The sequence below is a fragment of the Aeromonas sp. 602658 genome (genome assembly GCF_049173005.1).
Classification (GTDB): domain Bacteria; phylum Pseudomonadota; class Gammaproteobacteria; order Enterobacterales; family Aeromonadaceae; genus Aeromonas; species Aeromonas veronii_A.
Genome location: NZ_JAAKRF010000038.1, coordinates 19,168 through 39,295 on the forward strand (window position 1 = coordinate 19,168; position 20,128 = coordinate 39,295).

Annotated in this window: 21 protein-coding genes; 9 read left to right on the forward strand and 12 right to left on the reverse strand. The window is 60.8% G+C overall.

What is annotated here, in order from left to right; all coding sequences use genetic code 11:
• Positions 1 to 27: 27 nt before the first annotated feature.
• Both G5253_RS18150 and cyaY read right to left on the reverse strand, forming a co-directional pair.
• A complete protein-coding gene (locus G5253_RS18150; protein WP_266134544.1) occupies positions 28 to 681 on the reverse strand; it encodes an alpha/beta hydrolase in 654 nt (217 codons plus the stop codon).
• Positions 678 to 992 (reverse strand): iron donor protein CyaY, encoded by a 315-nt coding sequence (gene cyaY, locus G5253_RS18155; RefSeq protein ID WP_069554181.1) that lies wholly within the window; start codon positions 990 to 992, stop codon positions 678 to 680. Before cyaY ends, G5253_RS18150 begins: the two co-directional genes overlap by 4 nt.
• 73 nt (positions 993 to 1,065) lie before the next feature.
• On the opposite strand from cyaY, the gene lptM reads away from it, so the two are divergent.
• From lptM to G5253_RS18185, 6 genes are all read left to right on the forward strand, one after another.
• Positions 1,066 to 1,242 carry an LPS translocon maturation chaperone LptM gene (lptM, locus tag G5253_RS18160; RefSeq protein ID WP_019444858.1) on the forward strand — a complete coding sequence of 59 codons (177 nt, stop codon included), beginning with the start codon at positions 1,066 to 1,068 and terminating at the stop codon, positions 1,240 to 1,242.
• Between the two features lie 32 nt (positions 1,243 to 1,274).
• On the forward strand, positions 1,275 to 2,525 hold the full coding sequence (gene lysA / locus G5253_RS18165) for a diaminopimelate decarboxylase (protein ID WP_088868282.1): 1,251 nt from the start codon (positions 1,275 to 1,277) through the stop codon (positions 2,523 to 2,525).
• 185 nt (positions 2,526 to 2,710) lie between these two features.
• On the forward strand, positions 2,711 to 3,541 hold the full coding sequence (dapF, locus tag G5253_RS18170) for a diaminopimelate epimerase (protein ID WP_005336371.1): 831 nt from the start codon (positions 2,711 to 2,713) through the stop codon (positions 3,539 to 3,541).
• A gap of 91 nt (positions 3,542 to 3,632) precedes the next feature.
• Positions 3,633 to 4,313, forward strand: coding sequence for a DUF484 family protein (locus G5253_RS18175; RefSeq protein WP_043821859.1), 681 nt, complete (start codon positions 3,633 to 3,635; stop codon positions 4,311 to 4,313).
• Positions 4,306 to 5,283, forward strand: a complete 978-nt coding sequence (gene xerC / locus G5253_RS18180; RefSeq protein WP_266134545.1) for a tyrosine recombinase XerC — start codon at positions 4,306 to 4,308, stop codon at positions 5,281 to 5,283. The genes G5253_RS18175 and xerC overlap by 8 nt, the downstream gene beginning before the upstream one ends.
• Positions 5,284 to 5,315: 32 nt before the next feature.
• Positions 5,316 to 6,026, forward strand: a complete 711-nt coding sequence (locus G5253_RS18185) for an HAD-IA family hydrolase (protein WP_421203922.1) — start codon at positions 5,316 to 5,318, stop codon at positions 6,024 to 6,026.
• A 76-nt stretch (positions 6,027 to 6,102) separates the two neighbouring features.
• On the opposite strand, the gene G5253_RS18190 is transcribed toward G5253_RS18185, so the two are convergent.
• On the reverse strand, positions 6,103 to 6,501 hold the full coding sequence (locus G5253_RS18190) for an STY0301 family protein (RefSeq protein ID WP_005336367.1): 399 nt from the start codon (positions 6,499 to 6,501) through the stop codon (positions 6,103 to 6,105).
• A gap of 45 nt (positions 6,502 to 6,546) precedes the next feature.
• The gene (locus G5253_RS18195) at positions 6,547 to 8,073 is read right to left on the reverse strand and encodes a cyclic nucleotide-binding domain-containing protein (protein ID WP_421203932.1); all 1,527 of its coding nucleotides are present in this window, start codon (positions 8,071 to 8,073) and stop codon (positions 6,547 to 6,549) included.
• Positions 8,074 to 8,218: 145 nt separating this feature from the next.
• Here G5253_RS18195 and G5253_RS18200 point away from each other — a divergent pair, with 145 nt between their 5' ends.
• Positions 8,219 to 8,602 (forward strand): hypothetical protein, encoded by a 384-nt coding sequence (locus G5253_RS18200; protein WP_227343122.1) that lies wholly within the window; start codon positions 8,219 to 8,221, stop codon positions 8,600 to 8,602.
• Between the two features lie 3 nt (positions 8,603 to 8,605).
• Here G5253_RS18200 and G5253_RS18205 read toward each other — a convergent pair whose 3' ends face one another.
• Positions 8,606 to 9,382 (reverse strand): gamma-glutamyl-gamma-aminobutyrate hydrolase family protein, encoded by a 777-nt coding sequence (locus G5253_RS18205; protein ID WP_216952729.1) that lies wholly within the window; start codon positions 9,380 to 9,382, stop codon positions 8,606 to 8,608.
• A 392-nt stretch (positions 9,383 to 9,774) separates the two neighbouring features.
• The gene (gene yjgA, locus G5253_RS18210; protein ID WP_005336359.1) at positions 9,775 to 10,299 is read right to left on the reverse strand and encodes a ribosome biogenesis factor YjgA; all 525 of its coding nucleotides are present in this window, start codon (positions 10,297 to 10,299) and stop codon (positions 9,775 to 9,777) included.
• 114 nt (positions 10,300 to 10,413) lie between these two features.
• Here yjgA and pmbA point away from each other — a divergent pair, with 114 nt between their 5' ends.
• Positions 10,414 to 11,757, forward strand: coding sequence for a metalloprotease PmbA (gene pmbA / locus G5253_RS18215; RefSeq protein ID WP_266134547.1), 1,344 nt, complete (start codon positions 10,414 to 10,416; stop codon positions 11,755 to 11,757).
• Positions 11,758 to 11,832: 75 nt separating this feature from the next.
• Here the strand turns inward: pmbA and G5253_RS18220 are convergent, their stop codons facing one another.
• The 6 genes from G5253_RS18220 to G5253_RS18245 form a co-directional block, all read right to left on the reverse strand.
• The gene (locus G5253_RS18220) at positions 11,833 to 14,388 is read right to left on the reverse strand and encodes a TRAP transporter permease (protein WP_421203925.1); all 2,556 of its coding nucleotides are present in this window, start codon (positions 14,386 to 14,388) and stop codon (positions 11,833 to 11,835) included.
• Between the two features lie 103 nt (positions 14,389 to 14,491).
• The gene (locus G5253_RS18225) at positions 14,492 to 15,463 is read right to left on the reverse strand and encodes a TAXI family TRAP transporter solute-binding subunit (RefSeq protein WP_005339950.1); all 972 of its coding nucleotides are present in this window, start codon (positions 15,461 to 15,463) and stop codon (positions 14,492 to 14,494) included.
• Between the two features lie 414 nt (positions 15,464 to 15,877).
• Positions 15,878 to 18,031, reverse strand: a complete 2,154-nt coding sequence (locus tag G5253_RS18230) for a S9 family peptidase (protein ID WP_421203926.1) — start codon at positions 18,029 to 18,031, stop codon at positions 15,878 to 15,880.
• A gap of 234 nt (positions 18,032 to 18,265) precedes the next feature.
• Positions 18,266 to 18,697: a DUF411 domain-containing protein gene (locus G5253_RS18235; RefSeq protein ID WP_005339953.1), complete on the reverse strand. Its 432-nt coding sequence runs from the start codon at positions 18,695 to 18,697 to the stop codon at positions 18,266 to 18,268.
• Positions 18,698 to 18,743: 46 nt separating this feature from the next.
• The gene (locus tag G5253_RS18240; RefSeq protein WP_204420131.1) at positions 18,744 to 19,067 is read right to left on the reverse strand and encodes a hypothetical protein; all 324 of its coding nucleotides are present in this window, start codon (positions 19,065 to 19,067) and stop codon (positions 18,744 to 18,746) included.
• A gap of 88 nt (positions 19,068 to 19,155) precedes the next feature.
• Positions 19,156 to 19,878 carry an SDR family oxidoreductase gene (locus G5253_RS18245; RefSeq protein WP_164537855.1) on the reverse strand — a complete coding sequence of 241 codons (723 nt, stop codon included), beginning with the start codon at positions 19,876 to 19,878 and terminating at the stop codon, positions 19,156 to 19,158.
• A 142-nt stretch (positions 19,879 to 20,020) separates the two neighbouring features.
• Between G5253_RS18245 and G5253_RS18250 the strand changes: the two genes are divergently transcribed.
• Positions 20,021 to 20,128, forward strand: a 108-nt coding sequence (locus G5253_RS18250; RefSeq protein ID WP_421203934.1) for a LysR family transcriptional regulator, incomplete at its 3' end; no start/stop codon positions are given.

The window sequence follows — 20,128 nt, forward strand, 5'->3', positions numbered from 1 at the left end:
GCAGGCCGTTTGCTTTGCCGGAGAGGCTCAGGCGCCGAGGCGGGCCAGCAGCCAGCTGCGAATGTCGCCCAGCTGCGGGCGGCAGATCTCGTGACGCATCGGGTACTCGTGCCACTCGGGGACGAGTCCGGCAGCTTCAAGCCGGTTCTTGGCATCCCAACCGAGCGACAGGCTCACCACATCGTCATAGATGCCGTGCATGTAGCAGATGGGCAGGGAGCGAGCGGCCTCGCTCATCTCGCCGAGCAATTTGTCGGGGGCGGCCAGATAGGTGGACATGCAGAGCAGGCCCGCCAGCGTTGTCTGATAGCGCAGCGCGGTGAAGGAGGCAATCACCCCGCCCTGAGAGAAGCCCGCCAGCACGATGCGCTCGGGGGCAAACCCGTCGGCCACCAGTTGATCGAGCAGGGCTGCAATCTGGTCGGCCGAGTCACGGACATGGGACTCCACGGCCCGCTCGGCGGGATCCTCGAAGCTCTTGATGTCGTACCAGCCGCGCATCTTGTAGCCCATGTTGATGGTGATGGGGCGCTCGGGGGCATCCGGCAACAGGTGACGCACCGGTAGCTCGGCGGGCAGATCCAGCGCCTCCACCAGCGGGGCGAGACCGGCGCCGGAATCACCCAGCCCGTGTAGCCAGATCACCGCATGACGGGCGCCCTGCGGGTGCAGGTCAATCATGGGAACACCACCTCTTCGCCCGCCTGGGCGGTGCAGGATTGGCTCAGCAGCGCCTTGAGCTCGTGGCCGAAGCGGTTGTCGATCCAGGTGTCACCCTGCAATTCGAAGTGGAAGCCGTTCTCGCGGGTGGCGACCCAAATCTGGTGCAGCGGCTCCTGCTTGTTGATGATGACCTTGGTCTTGTTCTCGAAAGAGAGGGTCAATACGCCACCGTTGCGTTCGCAGTCGATATCCGGATACCCCTCGTCGAGCGTGTCCTCCACATATTGGAAAAAGGCGTCGGTCAGGGCGTGATACTCGTGATCCTTCATCGGTTTATCCTGTTGCTTTTAACAATGTGAGTGCGATTATAGAGGGCCAAAAATTTTTTCGCAGCGAACCATTATGATCACCCAGTTCACCAAGTGTCTGCTTGCCACTCTTCTGTCCCTCGGGTTGGCCGCGTGCGGTCTGAAGGGGCCGCTCTATATGCCGCCCCCCGAGCAGCCACAGAGCCAGAGTACACCGCAAGCAGCGCCGCCTGCGACCACTGAGGCTGCCACCGAGGCCGCGCCGCACTAATGCCGCACCCATTCTAGGAAGGAACCGCCCCCTTGGATCACTTTAACTACGACGCCGACGGCCAGCTTCAGGCCGAGCAAACCTCGCTGCAACAGCTTGCCGAGCAGTACGGTACCCCGCTTTACGTCTACTCCCGTGCGACCCTCGAGCGCCACTGGCACGCCTTTGACAAGGCCGCTGGCGATATTCCCCATCTGATCTGCTACGCGGTGAAGGCCAACTCCAACCTGGCGCTGCTCAACCTGCTGGCTCGTCTGGGCTCGGGGTTTGACATCGTCTCTGGTGGCGAGCTGTCGCGGGTACTGGCGGCGGGCGGTGATCCGGCCAAGGTGGTCTTCTCCGGTGTTGCCAAGAGTGAAGCGGAGATGCGCCTTGCGCTGGATAAAGAGATCCTCTGCTTCAATCTGGAGTCGGAAGCAGAGCTGGAGCGCCTCAATCGGGTGGCGGGCAGCATGGGCAAGAAGGCTCGCGTCTCGGTGCGGGTCAATCCGGATATCGATGCCGGTACTCACCCCTATATTTCCACTGGCCTCAAACAGAACAAGTTCGGTATTCCCATCGAGCTGGCGCCAGCCATCTATCGCAAGGCGGCCGCGATGGCGAACATCGAGATCGTCGGGGTGGATTGCCATATCGGCTCGCAACTCACTGAATTAAATCCCTTTATGGAAGCGGCTGACAAGTTGCTGCGGCTGATCGACGGTCTGGCGGCGGAAGGGATTCATATCCACCATCTGGATGTGGGGGGCGGCCTTGGGGTCAACTATGGTTCCGAGCAGCCACCCCATCCGACCGAGTATGCCGAAGCGCTCAAGCAGAAGCTGGCGGGCCGGGATCTGACCCTGCTGTTCGAGCCGGGCCGCGCCATCGTCGCCAATGCCGGTGTGCTGCTGACCCGGGTCGAGTACCTGAAGCCGGGCGAGACCCGCAACTTCGCGCTGATCGATGCCGGCATGAACGACATGCTGCGCCCCTCGCTCTACGGCGCCTGGATGAACATCATCGAGGTGGATAGCCGTGCCGGCCATGCTCCCGCGATCTATGACGTGGTGGGCCCGGTGTGCGAGACCGGCGACTTCCTCGGCAAGGAGCGCACCTTGGCCATTGCCGAGGGCTCCCTGCTGGCAGTGCGTTCGGCCGGAGCCTACGGCTTTACCATGTCATCCAACTACAACACCCGTCCGCGGGCAGCCGAAGTGCTGGTGGATGGTGCCGAAGCACACCTGATCCGCGAGCGTGAGCAGTTGGCCGATCTCTGGCGCGGTGAGCACCTGCTGCCCTGATGGCGCAGGCTGGGACAATGATTTCATAACGGTTGACGGTGAGTTTTTACAGCCCTAACAGCACAGGAATGCACGATGTGGACAGACTGTTCCAGGATGCATGGGGCTTTGGACAACGACTTCATGGCGCTTGGCGACCCTTGGTTCGGTGAATTTTTACAGCCCTAACAGCACAGGAATGCACGATGTTGATAGATTTTTCCAAGATGCATGGCTTGGGCAACGACTTCATGGTGGTGGATGGCGTCACCCAGAAGGTATTTTTCAGCAATGACGTCATCAAGAAGCTGGCAGATCGCCACTTCGGGATCGGCTTTGACCAGCTGCTGCTGGTGGAGCCGCCCTATGACCCTGAACTCGACTTTCACTATCGCATTTTCAATGCCGATGGCAGCGAGGTGGAGCAGTGTGGCAACGGTGCCCGCTGTTTTGCCCGTTTCGTGCGTCTCAAGGGGCTGATCAACCGGGATCGCATCGCGGTCAGTACCGCCCGGGGTCGCATCGTGTTGCAGCTGGAGGGGGAGAATCAGGTCACGGTCAACATGGGTGTTCCCCAGTTTGAGCCGGGCAAGATCCCGTTCCGGGCCCAGAAGGCAGAGAAAACCTATCTGTTGCGGGCGCAGGAGCATACCGTGATGTGTGGCGTGGTCTCCATGGGCAATCCCCACTGCGTCATCGAGGTGCCTTCGGTCGCCGATGCGCCGGTCGAAACGCTGGGTGCCATCATGGAGCGCCATGAGCGTTTTCCCGAACGGGTCAACGTCGGCTTCATGGAGATGGTCAACGCCACCGAGATCAAGCTGCGTGTATTCGAGCGGGGCTGTGGCGAGACCCTGGCCTGCGGCACCGGTGCCTGTGCGGCGGCGGTGATTGGCATCAGTCAGGGCAAGCTCAAGGAGCGGGTCACCGTCAGCTTGCCGGGCGGCAAGCTGACCATCGCCTGGAAGGGGCCGGGCCAGCCGGTCTATATGACAGGTCCCGCCGAGCATGTGTTTGACGGCCAGATAGAGGTTTAGCCGATAAAGGTTCAGGTACGGGGGGCGTTGGCCCCCTTTGCCCATGATGTCGGGGCAGCGAGCCCCATTTCTCTGATGGATCAACCAATTTATGAGCGAACTCAAACGGCAGGAGCAATCGGTGGATGAAGCCACTGTGCTGGAGTACCTGGCCCGTTATCCCGAGTTTTTCCAACGCCATGCCGCCGTGCTGGACCGGATCCGCATTCCCCATGAACGCAAAGGGTCGGTCTCGCTGGTCGAGCGCCAGCTGGAGCGTCAGCGCGAGCGGATCGAACAGCTGGAGCAGGAGATCACCGAATTGATGGGGATCGCCAGCGAGAACGAGCGGATCTTTCGGGTCTATGCCGATCTCTACGGCGAGCTGTACGGTTGCCAGACCCTGTTCGAGGTGAGTGCCGTGATGGGCAAGGCCTTTGTCCAGCGGCTGCGCCTGACCGGGCTGCGGCTCTGGCTCAATCCCAAGAAGTTTACCCTGAGCGGGCCAGAGCAGCGTTTTCTGGCACAGGGCAAGCAGCTCGAATCCCTGCTTGGTCAGCGTCTGCCGGGGCAGGATTACTACTTTGGCCGCCTGAGCCAGAGCGAGAAGCAGGCACTGTTTGGCCACGATGTGCTGGTCAACTCGGTGGCCCTGATGCGGCTCGGTGATCTCGGCGTGCTGGCCTTCGCCAGCTCGGATCCCGGCCACTTTACTCCCCACAACGACACCCTGCTGCTGGGCCAACTGGGGCGCCTGCTGCAACTGCGTCTGCCCGAATTGACTCATGGCTAGAACACCGGCCAGGGCGCCAGCCAAAGCACCCGTCGTCGTACCGCCACTGCCCGCGGCACTGGCGGACGAGCTGGCGGCCTTTATCGAATACCTGAGGGTCGAGCGTCAGCTCAGCCCTCATACCCGCAATAACTATCAAGCTCATCTGGAGGCGATGACCGCCGAGCTGGTGGCCCTCGGGCTCACTGACTGGGGTCGGCTCGAGGCGAGTCAGGTGCGCACTCTGGTGACCCGGATGCACAAGGCGGGCCTTGCTCCTCGTTCCCTTTCCACCAAGGTCTCGGCCCTGCGCAGCTTTTGCGACTGGCAGGTGCGGCAGGGGCGGCTGACCGCCAATCCGGCCCGTGGCATCGTCACCCCCAAACAGGGGCGGCCGCTGCCGAAAAACCTCGATGTGGACGAGATGCACCAACTGCTCAACATCACCGACGAGCAGGATCCGCTGGCGGTGCGGGATCGCGCCATCATGGAGCTGATGTACTCTTCAGGGCTGCGTCTGGCCGAGCTGGTGGGGATCAATCTGGTGGATCTGAAGCTCGACGACCGTCAGCTCAAGGTGACTGGCAAGGGCTCGCGGGAGCGGGTGCTGCCCATCGGCCGGATGGCGGTCGAGTGGCTGCAGAAGTGGCTCAAGGTGCGCCCGCTGCTGGCCGGGGACGAGAGCGAGGCGCTGTTTGTCTCCAGCCGCAAGCAGCGGCTGTCGGCCCGCTCGGTGCAGGCCCGCCTTGATGGCTGGGGCAACAAGCAGGCGCTTAACGCTCACGTCCATCCCCACAAGCTGCGCCACAGCTTCGCCACCCATATGCTGGAGTCCTCCGGCGATCTGCGGGCGGTGCAGGAGCTGCTGGGACATGCCGACCTCTCCACCACCCAGATCTATACCCACCTCGACTTCCAGCATCTGGCCAAGGTCTACGACAGCGCTCACCCAAGGGCCAAGCGTGACCCGGATGCACAGGACGATGAATAACGGGCCCTGAGCCCCGTTGCAGAGGAGAGTCCATGCACTTCTATCGCCGCTGGCAGCCGGTTGCTGCCATCTCGTTTGACCTCGATGACACCCTCTATGACAACGGCCCCGCCATCGTGCGCGCCGAGCAGTGGATGCTGAACTATCTGCGCAGCGAATATCTGGCCACCGCCATGCTCGACAAGCCGCGCTGGCTGGAACTCAAGCGCAGTGTGCTGAACGGTTCCCCCGAGCTGCGCCACGATGTCAGCCTGACGCGCCAGCAGACCATCCGTACCGCCATGGTCGAGGGGGGGATGACCGACCAGCAGGCTAGCCGCGAGGCGGAGCAGGTGTTTGCTGCGTTTCTGGCAGAGCGCTCGAAGATCGAGGTGAGCGAGTCCACTCATCAGCTGCTGGCCAGACTGGCCGAACGCTATCCGCTGGTGGTCATCACCAACGGCAATCTGGATCTGGCGCAGGCAGGGCTGGATTGCTACTTCACGCTGGTCTGCAAGGCGGGGGCGGGCGCCAGAATGAAACCGGCGCCGGATATGTTTGAGCAGACCCGCAGCACCCTCAAGTTGCCAGCGGGGCGGCTCCTCCATGTGGGGGATCATCCCGAGACGGATGTACTGGGGGCCCGATTGCACGGCTTTCGCGCTGCCTGGCTCAACGAGCGGCAACAACCGTGGCAACAGCTGCAACTGTTGCCGGACGTGGAGCTGACGGCACTGGAGGAGCTGGCCGAGCTGCTGCTCTGATGGCGCTGGCGGGTGGCCCGGCTCAGGCGGTAATGGCTGTCAGCGAATAGCGATATATGGCAAGGGGTTACACCCGCTATTTGCGACAAACCAATCCGAGCAGGGTGTAGCGGTCGCGCTGGTTGACGCGGCAGTAACTGATGCCGACGGGCAGCGCCTGCTGCAGGGTGATGGCGCTGTTCTGATAGCGGCAGACCAGATAGAGCGGGCGCAGGCTGCTATCGAGCTGGCTCCAGTAGTGGATCTCGTCGCTGTCGCCATTATCCGGTTTGAGTTGGGCCAGCTCGGCAGGATCTCCGTCGAACAGGGCCAGATTATCGAGCCGGTGGCTGAGGGTTTCGTCCGGTTTGCCATCGTCATTGCGGGTGAACGCCTGCCAGCCCTGCTGCGGGGTCAGCAGCTGCTGGCGAGTCTCGATGGTGGCGGGACAATCAAATTGCAGGCTGGCGGCAAGGGCCAGGGTGGTCAGTAACATGGCTGCGGTTCTCTCTTCATGTCCTCAATACGATGCCATGCTACGTCATCTTCCGCCGAACAGCTTCATCAGTTTATCAAGCAGATCAAGCTGTTGTGGTGGTTGCTTCATGGCTTCCGCCTCCCGCTCCAGCAGCGCCCGCTGCTCCTGCTGGCGGTCGCTCAGCACCCGGTAGAGGGGCTCGACCAGCGCCTCGCGCTGCATCACCAACTCCTGAAACATTGCCTGATTGATGCGATAGGTTTCGACGGTGGCCACCGCCCGTACCGTGAAGGAGCTGGGCTCGCCGGTGAGCAGACTCAGTTCGCCAAAGAAGTCTCCCGCGTTGAGCGTACCAAGCTTAAGCTCTCGCCCTTCGACATTGACCACCATCTCGGCTTCCCCTTTGACCAGCACGAACAGCCAGCTGGAGACATCTCCCTGCTCCAGCATGATGTCGCCGCTGACGAAGGGGGCGAACTTCACCTGATCGGCCAGCTGAAGCAGCTCGTTCTCCTGCAACATGGCAAACAGCGGCAGCTTGCGCAGGGTATCGGTTCGTTCGGCGGTGTGGCGCTTGTGGCGGGCATCCAGATGCTGCTTCTCCTTGGCCATAAAGACGTTGAAGATCGGCGGGGTGAGGCGGCGATCGTTGCGGCGCAGGGCGGCATCGATAAGGCTGCGCACCATGGAGTCGGTCGGATCGTCGCGAGCCAGGTCAGTGAGCCAGTAGCGCACCGCATAGCGGGCAATCCCTCCTTCGACGTTCATCAGCAGGCAGTCCGGTTGCGGATGCTTGGCGACACAGGGGAGCTTGGTCTCCCGCAGGGATTTCTCGATCAGCGCGATGATCTGGGTCGGCAGGGTATCCAGGGTCAGATCGAACCAGACCCAGCGCCGCCACTGCAAGGGTTCGCCACGGCGACGCCCGAGCACGGTGAAGCGCTGTTTAAGCAGGTGGCTGTTGGGGATGACGACTGTCTCCCAGTTGCGGGTCTCGATGGTGGTGGCACGCCAGTTGATCTCCACCACCCGGCCCTGGGTGGTGTCGACTTGCAGCCAGTCACCGATGGCGATGGAGTTGTCGAGCTGAATGGAGACCCCGGCCAGCAGATTGCCCAAAGTATCCTGCATGGCGAAGGCGATGACCGCGGTGATCACCGCCGAGGTGGTGACTATCTCCCCGAGCGCCATGCCGGAGGCGTAGAGGCGAAACAGACCCCAGCCGATATAGCCGATGGTGATGACGATGTCGGCGATGATCCGCGGGATGCGGATCTGGCAGAGGGGCAGAAGAAATTCGAACAGCAGTATCCCCCACACTTTTACCAATATCAGGCCCGCCAGCAGGGTGGAGATCTCGATCAGCAATTGATGGGGCAGCGGCAGTTTGAACCAGCCCCCTTCCAACTGGATCAGCAGGATCACGACAGTGCTTATCATCACGAAGCTGAGCTCGGAGAGCAGCTCCCGTCGTTGCCCGGGGCGGCGCCAGAAGTGGAGCAGCATCAGAGAGAGTGTGAGCAGGGTCCAGAACGGGTGTTCGCGGATCCATATCAGTGTGGGTAGCGCAGTGAGGTTGTCGCTGAACATGACGGCCCCTTGTGATGGTTTTATTTCCAGCATAGCCGTTCCGGCACGGGGAAATGGTGCGTTGGGGCAGCAATTTATTTATCCTGTGCAGAACCGGGCAAAGGAGTGCGATTGAGTGAAATTTTCAAAGAAAATCATCTGTTTGATGGCCCTGTTGCCACTGGCTGGCTGCGATCTGCTGGTCGAGAAGTATCGGGTCGAATTCCGGGATGGCTCCTGGCGTGAAATAGCTATTACCCCCTTCTCCAGCGAGGCGCGCTGGCGCGAGGGGTGTGCCACCGGCGAGGTGCTGAGCGATATGAAGGTGCCCATCAAACGGGGTGATACGGTCAATGGCCGCGAGCAGTTGCTGATCGGCGGCGAGAAGTTCGAGCTGGATGACAACAACCTCTACCGCAGCAACGGCATGGTGTTTGGCCATTCGCCTGACCATATCCAGCGTGGGCTCAAGGGGATGGATATTTGCCGTACCCTGCGCCCCGAGCGGGGCGGATTGCCCAAGCTCAAGGCGCGAGGATTTGGTGAATAAGCGTTAACGATTATCTCTCTGACGGCGTCGGCAGGCGTCACCAAAGGCCTGGAAGATCTTGATGGAGTGAGGATTCTCGCTGGCTTTCCACTCCGGGTGCCACTGTACTGCCAGCAGGAAAGGGGAGAGGGTAGGGGCATGGATGGCCTCGACCAGTCCATCTTCGGCATGGGCCAGCGGCTCTAGGCCATCACCAAGACGGTTTAGCCCCTGTCCATGCAGGGAGTTGACCGGTATCTGTTCAGCCCCCATCAGTTCGGCAAACCAGCTGCCCGGCAGCAGCTCAATCTGATGGCTTGGCCCATACTGTTCGTCGACCGGATCGTCGGCATCTTCCCGATGATCGTCATAACCCGGTTCGGTGTAGACCTTCTGGTGGATATCTCCGCCCAGTGCCACGTTGATCTCCTGCATGCCGCGACAGATCCCGAGGATCGGCATGCCACGGGCGAGGGCTCCCTTAATGAGGGGCAGATCGAACAGGTCGCGATCCCTGTCCTGCTGTTTCTCCGGGGTGAGGTTCTCCTGTCCGTAAAGCGCCGGATCGATGTTGGAGCCGGCGCCGCTCAGATAGATGCCGTCAGCCAGATCCAGATACTGCTCCAGATCGGCGGTGCCACAGCAGGTGGGCACCAGCAGCGGGACACAGCCGCTGATCTCGACCAGCGGCATGATGTATTTGTGGGTCATTACCTGATAGGCGTGGCCGTTGCGGGGCTGGGCCCCCATGGTCATCAGCACGACGGGTTTACGGTTGGTGACGAGTATGGAATTTGGCATAGAACACCCTGATTATCCCTGGCGTTGAAGTCTCATCCTGCACCTTGGGCAGACCCTTGCACATCGGCTGGGCAAGGGCATGCCTCAAGGTATGGTCATGGGATCCCGCGTCTTACCGGGTGGCAGAATCGAATCGTCGGTCAGCCTCGGCAGCGACAGCCTGGATCCTCTCCCCAGTCTGCCAAGGCTGTTCAATATGTCAAACAAAATGATGCAAAATTGTTAATGCAATAGTTTTGAATGGTTCTTTAGTGGCGATTTTACTGGGAAAAACGGATAGGGATGTATGCCAGGAACACCAGAGTGGTGGATATATTAAACGCACAGGGAGGGGGTAGGGGAAAAGGCATCAAGATAAACACGCCTCCGCAAGGGGAGGCGTGTTTCGGGGGTCACAGCAGGTCTTCGATCTCGCCGCGCAGATACTGGTACATCTCGCGGTAGGCGACCGGCGGCTTGTTCAGCTCCCGCTCCTTGTTGGCGGAGCGGATCAGCTGGCGCAGCTTCTGGCGATCCAGCTCGTGGAACTGGGACATCAGCTCGTTGAGGGCGCTGTCACCTTCGGTGATCAGGCGCTCGCGCCACTGCTCCAGGCGATGCAGGCGTGCATTCACGGTGGAGTGACGGTTCTTGATGATGGAGAGCGCTTCGGCAATCGGCTCGATATCGCGGCTGCGCATCAGGCGGCCGATGAACTGCAGATGGCGACGGAAGGACTCATCCTTCTTCGGCTTGAGTTTGCGACCCAGCTCGACAGCTTCTGCAAGCTCTTCATCCAACGGGATTTTTTCCAGCTCGCTGTGGCTGAGGGAGACGATCTCTTCCCCCATTTTCTGCAATGCTTCGGCATCGCGCTTGAGCTGGCTCTTGCTGGGGCCCCAGTCTTCGAACTCGTTGTCGTCTTGATATTGACTCATCGGTCTCTTGATTCCTGTCATTCACGTTTGGCGGATATGTTACCAGCTTCTCCCGCTGGGCGCAGGGGTCTGATATGCTTACCCCCCTTTCCTTCTTTCATATAGATGTGAGTTATGGATCAGCAAGACCAAATCCGCCAGGATCAAGCCCATCTCGAGGCCGTGGTTGCCGAAGCCCTGGAGATAGCCAAAGGACTGGGCGCCTCGCTGGCCGAAGTCTCCATCAGCAAGCAGACTGGGTTGTCGGTGAACACCCGGGGTTGTGAACTGGAAAGCATTGAATTCAATAAGGATGGCGCCCTCGGCATCGCCGTCTATCGCGATGGTTGCAAGGGATCTTCCTCGACCACCGATCTGAGCAAACCCGCCATTCGTGCCGCCGTTGAAGCGGCCATCGAGATTGCCCGCCACACCTCGGCGGATGATTGCGCCGGTCTGGCGGACGCCGAGCTGCTGGCCTGGGATGCCCCCGACCTGCAACTGTGTCACCAAATCGAGCTGGATCCCCAGCGCGGCATCGAGCTGGCCATCGAGTGCGAACGACTCGCTCTGGGTCGCGATGTCCGTATCAAGCACTCCGACGGTGCCGGTTTCTCCAGCCATCTTGGCATCAAGGTCTATGGTAACAGCCACGGCTTCGTCAAAGGCTACGCGGCGTCGCGTAACTCCCTTAGCTGCGTGCTGATCGGCGAGCAGGATGGCGACATGCAGCGGGATTACGGCTACTCCTCCAGCCGTTCCCTCGACGGGCTCTGGAGCGCGCAGCGCATCGCCGACGAGGCGGTGGAGCGTACCGTCTCCCGTCTCGGCGCCCGCAAGATTTCTACCCGCCATGCCCCTGTGCTGTTCCACCCCGATACTGCCTCCGGCCTGTGGGGCCATCTGGTGATGGCCATCAGCGGTGGCAACCTCTATCGCAAGTCGAGCTTCCTGCTCGACAAATTGGGCAAGCAGATCCTGCCAGAGTGGCTCACCATTCAGGAGTTCCCCCACCTGCTGGGGGGGCTCGCCAGTACCCCGTTCGATGGCGAAGGGGTGCGTACCCGCGACATGGATATCATCCGTAACGGCGAGCTGATGAGCTGGCTGCTTACCTCCTACTCTGCGCGCAAGCTGGGGCTGACCACTACGGGTCATGCCGGTGGCATCCACAACTGGCAGGTCTCCAATACCGGCCAGGATTTTCAGGGCATGCTGAAAGAGATGGGTACCGGTCTGCTGGTGACCGAGCTGATGGGGCAGGGGGTCAATATCGTCAATGGCGACTACTCCCGCGGCGCCGCCGGTTTCTGGGTCGAGAATGGCGAAATAGCCTATCCGGTCGAGGAGATCACCATCGCCGGCAATCTGGCCGAGATGTTCAGTCATATCGTGGCGGTGGGTAGTGACGAGGATGAGCGCTCCAGTCTCAAGACCGGCTCGGTGCTGGTAGAGAATATGAAGCTGGCGGGTCACTGATCGCCGCTGCAGCGAGATCGATATCCATAAAAAGAGGGCCGCAATCGCGGCCCTCTATCTTATTTGCCTGGCGGATTAACCGGCCTTGACGCTGCGGCGACGCTGCAGCCAGACGATCACCCCGAACAGCAGGAAGCCCGGGATCCACATCCACTCCTTGGTCCAGCGCTCGGTCGGCGCCTTGACGGTGAGGATCTCCTGATCGAACTCCAGTCCCATGGTGGCGGCCGGGCTACCAAAGGCGATGTTGTCGATCAGCGTCTTGCCATCTTGCTCATAGAGGCTCAGCCCCAGATTGGCCAGCCGCTCTTCGCCATTTGCCCCATCCGGTACGGCGACCAGCAGGGTGAACTTGCGTGGCTTGCCCACTGCATCTTCACCGAGGATCCGCAGCCGCAGGGTGCTCTCCGCCTCCACTTCACCCATGGTTTGGGCCAGCTGGGCAGGCGGGGTCTCGCGATAGGGGTCGTGCACCATGTTCATCCAGAAACCCGGGCGGAACAGGGTAAAGGCGACCAGCAACAGCAGCACGCTCTCGTACCAGCGGCTCTTCACCAGGAACCAGCCCTGAGTGGCGGCGGCGAAGATCAGCATGGCGATGGTCGCCACGATGAAGATCAGCACCCCGTGGGCGAAGTCCACGTCGATCAGCAGCAGATCGGTGTTGAAGATAAACAGGAACGGCAGCGCTGCGGTACGCAGGCTGTAGTAAAACGCCGTGATCCCGGTCTTGATGGGGTCGCCCTTGGAGACAGCCGCTGCCGCGAAGGAGGCCAGTCCCACCGGCGGCGTCACATCCGCCATGATGCCGAAGTAGAATACGAACAGGTGCACTGCGATAAGCGGCACGATCAGCCCGTTTTGCTGCCCCAGCGTCACCACCACTGGTGCCAGCAGGCTGGACACCACGATGTAGTTGGCAGTGGTGGGCAGCCCCATGCCGAGGATCAGGCTCAACAGGGCGGTGAGCAGCAGCATCAGCAGCAGGTTGCCCATGGAGAGGAACTCCACCAGATCCGCCAGCACCAGACCAACCCCGGTCTGGGAGACCGCACCCACGATAATCCCCGCGGTGGCGGTGGCAATGCCGATACCGATCATGTTGCGGGCACCGGCAACCAGCCCTTCCCGCAGGTCCACCACGCCGTCAGCGACGGTGCCGTAGTCGTGCTTGCCGTCCTTGCGCAGCCAGTTGAGCAGCGGGCGCTGGGTCAGCAGGATGATCACCAGCATCACGGTACCCCAGAAGGCCGACAGCCCCGGCGAGAGGCGATCCACCATCAGGCACCATACCAGTACCACCACCGGCAGCAGGAAGTGCAGGCCGGAGAGCAGCACGGCGCGGGTGTTGGGCAACTCGGTGAGCGGCTTGTCGGGATCTTCGGCGGGCAGTGGTTCATTGCTGGCGGCGATCTTCAACAGGGCTACATAGGTGGCAGCCAGCAGTACCGAGATCCCCGGCAGGGCGTAGTCACCCAAAGCAGGTTTGAGCCAGCCGAGGCCATAGTATACCGCCAGCGACAGGCCGCTGATGAGGGCCGCGCCAAAGGCAAAACCGGTCAGGCGGCGCAGCCAGGGCTTGGGTTGATGGTTGCCGATGGGCTGCATGCCCAGTTTCAACGCCTCCAGATGGACGATGTAGAGCAGCGCTATGTAGGAGATGGTGGCAGGCAGGAAGGCGTGCTTGATGATCTCCACATAGGGGATGCCCACGTATTCGACCATCAGGAAAGCCGCAGCCCCCATCACAGGTGGCATGATCTGGCCGTTGACCGAGGAGGCTACTTCCACCGCCCCCGCTTTCTCTGAACTGAAGCCCACCTTCTTCATCATCGGGATGGTGAAGGTCCCGGTGGTCACCACGTTGGCAATCGACGAGCCGGAAATCAGACCGGTCAGGCCGGAGGCGACCACTGCCGCCTTGGCGGGGCCGCCGCGTAGGTGACCGAGCAGGCTGAAGGCGAGCTGGATAAAGTAGTGACCGGCACCGGCACGCTCCAGCAGGGCGCCAAACAGCACGAACAGGAACACGAAGCTGGTGGAGACGCCAAGGGCAATGCCGAACACCCCTTCGGTGGTGATCCACTGGTGGTTGGCCAGCGCGGTAAAGCCTACCCCGCGATGTGCCAGCAGTCCCGGCATCCAGGGGCCCGCCAGGCTGTAGATCAGAAAGACGATGGCGATGACCGCGAGTGCTGGCCCCAGGGCGCGGCGCGCCGCTTCCAGCAGCAGCGGAATGCCGATGCAGGCGGTCACCAGATCGGCGGTGGTGAGGGTGCCGGGACGCAGTGCCAGCGCTTCATACATCACGAACAGGTAAGACGCGGCGCCAGCAGCGATCAGACCGAGGGCGATATCGCCGAGGGGAACCCGATCCCGCGGCGAGGAGCGAAATGCCGGGAACACCAGAAAAGCCAGCAACAGGGCAAAGGTGAGGTGAATGGAGCGGGTTTCGGTGTCATTGAGTACGCCAAACCCCACCATGAAGGGGAGTGGCGAGGCGATCCAGAGCTGGAACAGCGACCAGGCCAGTGCCAGCGTGGTGATGATCCAGCCCAGCGGGCCCAGCGGCAGGCGAGCGCCCACATCCTGGGCGATCAGTTCCTCGGTAGAGAGTTGTTTATCTTGCATAGGGTTAACTTGTGCCAACGAGTACAACAAGAGCGACACCCGCCCCCGCAATCAGGCGGCAGACGGGTGTCGAAGAGAGTGACAAAGGCCCCGGGGCCTTCAATCAGAGCCAGCCGCGCTCTTTGTAGTAGCGGGCAGCCCCTTCATGCAGCGGTGCAGAGAGACCCACCTTGATCATGTCGGCCTCTTTCAGGTCGGCAAAGGCAGGGTGCAGGCGCTTGAAGCGATCCAGGTTGTCGAACACCGACTTGACCAGCTGATAGACCACTTCCGGATCGGTTTTGGCGCTGGTGGAGAGCACCGCTTTGCCACCGATGGAGGGGGTCGGCTTGTCGCTGCCCTTGTAGATGCCGCCCGGGATCTCGGCCTTGCTGTAGTAGCTCTTCTCGGCCAGCAGCTTGTCGATGTCGGCGCCGGTAACAGGTACCAGTACCGCATCTGTGGTGGTGGAGGCTTCCTGAATGGCCCCGTTCGGGTGACCCACGAAGTAGCTCATGGCGTCGATGTTGTTGTCACCGAGGGCGGAGGCCTGTTCGGCCGGCTTCAGCTCGGAGACCAGACCGAAGTCACCCTTCTTCCAGCCTTTGACCGCCATGATCTCTTCCATGGTGTCACGCTGGCCGGAGCCCGGGTTGCCGATGTTGACGCGCTTGCCTTTCAGGTCGTCGAAGCTGGCGATCTTGGCATCGCGGCGAGCCAGGATGGTGAACACCTCGCTCTGCAGGGAGAAGACGGCGCGCATATCGTCCATGGCCCCTTCGGCCTGGAACGGTGGCAGCCCCTTCATAGCCTTGAACTGGTGGTCGGATTGCATGATGCCGAAGTTGAATTCACCGCTGCGGATGCCGTTGACGTTGGCAACACCACCGCCACTGGCCGGGGCGTTGCACTTGATCTGGTGATCGGCGGCGCCGCGATTGAGGAAGCGGCAGATGGACTGGCCAGCGACATAGTAGACGCCGGTCTGACCGCCGGTGCCTATGGTCACGAAGCGCTCCTGCGCTTGTACCGGACCACCGAATGAGACACCGACCAGAGCCGCCGACAGGGCGCATGCCAAAGTTAATCCTTTCATTTTTTCTCCCTTTTCTTTGATTTTGTTTATCCGATCCCCGGATAAATTGATGGCAATCCCGTTCTGCGCCGGGCTTGCCCGCTCTTCTCGTTGCGCGAAAGCGGGGGAGTTGATCACCCCCTTTTCCGGCGGTCACCCTCATCCTGTGGTGAGGTTACCGACCTCCTGTCGGTCGAAGATAAATTGGCCCCTGAGGGGCCAAATAAAAAGTTGCAAGCACTCCGATTAAGCACATTCACCCAACATAAATCAAACGAAATGGCAAAATCACGGAGTTTAATCTTGAGAAACATGACCTTGATCATTCATTTTCTAGCCGAAGATTAATTTGATATGAAGGGAAATGGAAGAGGGAAAAACTAGGAGGGGATTCTTATGCGGCCCTTGTGTGACAAGGGCCGGGGTCATAATGGATCAGTTGGCCGGGGTGGCCAGATCCAGGATAAAGGCATACTCCAGCGCGATATCTTCGTAGGCTTTGAAGCGGCCCGACTTGCCACCGTGGCCGGCGTCCATGTCGGTGTTCAGTAACAACTTGTTATCATCCGTCTTCAGCTCGCGCAGCTTGGCGACCCACTTGGCGGGCTCCCAATACTGCACTTGCGAGTCGTGCAGTCCGGTGGTGACCAGCAGGTTGGGATAGGCTTGTGCCTTGACCTGATCGTAGGGGCTGTAGCTCTTCATGTAGTCGTAGTAGCGCTTCTGGTTCGGGTTGCCCCACTCGTCATACTCCCCGGTGGTGAGGGGAATGGACTCGTCCAGCATGGTGGTGACCACATCGACGAACGGCACCTGCGCTACCACGCCGCGATAGAGTTCGGGCGCCTGATTGATAACCGCCCCCATCAGCAGGCCGCCGGCGCTGCCGCCCATGGCGTAGACCTGATCCCTGGCACCGTAGCCTTGCTCAACCAGCGCCTTGGTGACATCGATAAAGTCATTGAAGGTGTTCTGCTTTTTCAGCAACTTGCCATCTTCGTACCAGTGACGGCCCAGCTCTTCACCACCCCGGATATGGGCGATGGCGTAGACGAAGCCGCGATCGAGCAGGCTCAGGCGCGAGCTGCTGAAGTCGGGATCCATGCTGGCGCCGTAGGATCCATAGCCATAGACCAGCAGCGGATTCTTGGGCGCATCAGCCTGCTCTTTCTTGAACTTGTCCTTGCGATAGACCAGCGACACCGGCACCGATACACCGTCGCGGGCGGTTACCCAGAGCCGCTCGCTGGCGTACTGGTCGGCCTTGAAGCCGGCCACTGGCTGCTGCTTGAGCAGGGTGCGCTTGCCGCTCGCCATATCCAGCTCATAGGTGGAGGCGGGGGTGGTCATGGAGGAGTAGCCATAGCGCAGGGCGCTGGTATCCGGCTCCGGGTTGTAGGCGAGCCAGGTGACATAGGCGGGATCATCGAAGGCGATCTCCTTCTCGTCACCGCTCTGCCAGTTGATCTGGCGCAGTCGGGTCAGCCCCTTGTTGCGCTCTTCCAGTACCAGCCAATCCTTGAACAGGGCGTAGCTCTCCAGCAGCACCTCCGGATTGGGGGCAATCACCGGCTTCCAGCGATCGACCGGGCTCTCTTTGGTCTCGTAGAGGCCGAAGTTCTTGCCATCCTTGTTGGAGCGGACATAGAAGCGGCCGCGGTAGTGATCCAGGCTGTATTCGTGATCCACCTGACGGGGCAGGAACAGGCGGGGGGCGTGCTCCGGCTGGTTGGCATCGATCAGCCGCGCTTCGCCTGTGGTGGTGCTGGAGAGGGCGATGACGATGAAATCTTCCGAGGTGGTGGCGTAGAGGCTGATGTAGAAGGAGTCATCCTTCTCCTCGTAGACCAGCTTGTCCGTGGCCGGATCCGTCCCGAGCGTATGGCGATAGACCTGATAGGGCAGCAGGGTCTGCGGGTGCTTGCGCACATAGAAGACGGTCTTGTTGTCGTTGGCCCACACCAGATTGCCGGAGGTATTTTCCAGTTTGTCGGTGGCCCACTGGCCGCTCTCCAGATCGAGGAACTGGATCTGGTACTGACGGCGGGAGAGGAAATCTTCCGCCACCGCCAGCCAGCGATTGTTGCGGCTCACCTCAAGGGCGCCGAGGGCATAGAACTCGTGCCCTTCCGCCCGCAGGTTGCTGTCGAGCAGCAGACTCGCCTGCTCTTCACCGAGCTTGGTGCGCGAATAGATCCCGTACTCCTTGCCCGGCTCATAGCGGGTCTGGTAGCGGTAGCCATTCTTCACATAGGGCACCGATTCATCCTGCTGGGGGATGCGGGCGACCATCTCTTTGTAAAGCTGTTCGCGCAGGGGTTGGGTCGGCTTGAGCATGGCCTCGGTATAGGCGTTCTCGGCCTTGAGATAGTCCAACACCTCGGGCTTCTGCCGCTCGTCGTCACGCAGCCAGTAGTAGTTGTCGATGCGGGTATCCCCGTGTTTTTTCAGAGTGCGGGGATGTTTGGCGGCCACGGGCGGCTGGATTGGATGTTCGCTTGTCAGCATGGCGGGCTCTTCATTGGCATAAGTGGGGGGGAGAACTGTCAGAAAGGCTAGCAGCAGAACTCCTCGGGAAAAGGTAAACATGTCGCATCCTTGGCGCTGGAAAGGGTTGGTGGACCTGAGCATCGGCTCCATGAATTGGCGTTAAATCTGCCCCTTGTTGCCGGTGGTTGCAAGCAATCCCTTGTTATTGCAGGAAATGTAATCAAAAAAAGCCGCTATCTCGCGATAGCGGCCCTCTTTCTGGCCATGAGCGGCAAGAGTCCGCTCAGGTGTGCCTCACATGATATGGGAGTGCCCTCTCATGACCAGTTTTCGTCAGCCTGGGTAGCTCGACCAGCGGTTGGTCGCGCCCTCGTTGCTGATACTCAGTACCTCATAGGGATGGCCCGGAATATCCATGCCCGGCGCACTCTGGGGCATGCCCGGAATGGTCAGGCCACGGATCGCCGGTTTTTCCCTGAGCAGCTTCTGCACATCGGCGGCCGGTACATGCCCCTCGATCACATAGCCATTTACGATACCGGTATGGCAAGAAGCCAGCTCCGGCGCGATACCGTATTGCTGCTTCACTGCGCCGAGCTGTTCGGTTTCGATGACCTCCAGTTCGAAGCCATTCTGCTCCATGTGCTCGTTCCAGCTTTGGCAGCAGCCACAATATTTGGATTTGTAGACGGTCATCTTCTCGGCCGCGAGGGCCGAAAAGCTGACGGTACCGGCCAGCATGGCCAGTAACAGGGGTTTGTACATCACTCACCTCAGATTGAAAGAAAAGATGCCCGATACGGGATGCGTTTCAGGTCCGGGTGCGTGGGGGACGTTCGAGCCGCTCGCACGGGGCGTCCGGCATAAAGAGAGAGGGGGAGGCGAAGTCGGGGGTATCCGGTTCCAGTACGGCGACCGTCAGGCTGTCGCTGCCTACCAGCGTCATCGAGAGGGCGGTGGTAAAGCTACCGCAGGGCATCGCTTTTTCCAGGGTACGCTCGCTCTGGCTGCAGTGGGTAGTCAGGGTACAGAGGTCGGTTGCGGCCCGGCTGCCAAACGACATCAACACCAGCACCAGGCTCCATAGGGGGAGCCAGCGACGGGCGTGGGCGAGTTGGCGACGGGTGAGAACCATGGAATGACTCGAAAATAACAAGGGGCACATGGTAACTCTGTGCCCCGGGGGAGGGTCAAGCCCTCCCCATGGTGTCAGTCAGCCAGGATTAAGGTTGCTGACGGGTCGCCGCCAGCACGATCTCGCGCACGCAGACGTTGGCAGGCTGGTTCCAGGCGTAGAGCACGGCATCGGCGATCACTTCCGGCGCAATGACGCCGCCCATCTGATCTTTCCAGTCGTGGTAACCGGCCTTGATGCTCTCGTCAGTGGTGTGGCTGAGCAGCTCGGTCTCGACCGCACCCGGGGCAATGGTCACCATCCGCACGCCGACATCGGCCACCTCTTCCCGGATGTTCTCGGTCAGGGCGTGCACGGCGAACTTGGTGGCGCAGTAGGCAGCATGGTTCGGGAAGGTCTTGCGACCGGCGATGGAGCTGATGTTGATGATGGTGCCGCTGCGGCGCTCCTTCATGCCTGCCAGCACTGCGTGGACGCCGTTCAGCACCCCCATCACGTTGATGTTGAGCATCTGCTGCCATTCGGCGGGATCCTGCACATCTGCCTGACCCAGCAGCATGACGCCGGCGTTGTTGACCATGCAGCCGACCGGGCCAAATTTGGCTTCTGCCTGCTGGATGGCGGCCTTCATGGCTGCGGTGTCGGTTACATCGACCCCGATGCAGAGGGTATCGGGCAGGTTCAGTGCCTGCATCGGCTCGACCCGGCGGGCCAGCAGTAGCAGCGGATGACCGGCGGCAGAGAAGGCTCGGGCGATGGCGGCACCGATCCCGGCGGAGGCACCGGTGATCACGACGAGAGATTTGGACATGGGTCTTTCCTTCTGATTCAAGAGTCGGTTTGAGCAAACAGGTGGCTGGCCAGCACGGAACCCAATCACTATAGTCACTGCATCTATAAGTGATAAATATTGTTTTCCGCTGGTTATCATCTGAAAAAACTATGGTTGGTTTATGCTGGACTTGAGATTGCTGCGTTTCTTCATCGCCATCTATGAAGAGAAGAACATCACGGCGGCGGCCGAGCGTTGCCACGTCAGCCAGCCCTCCCTCTCGGCGGGG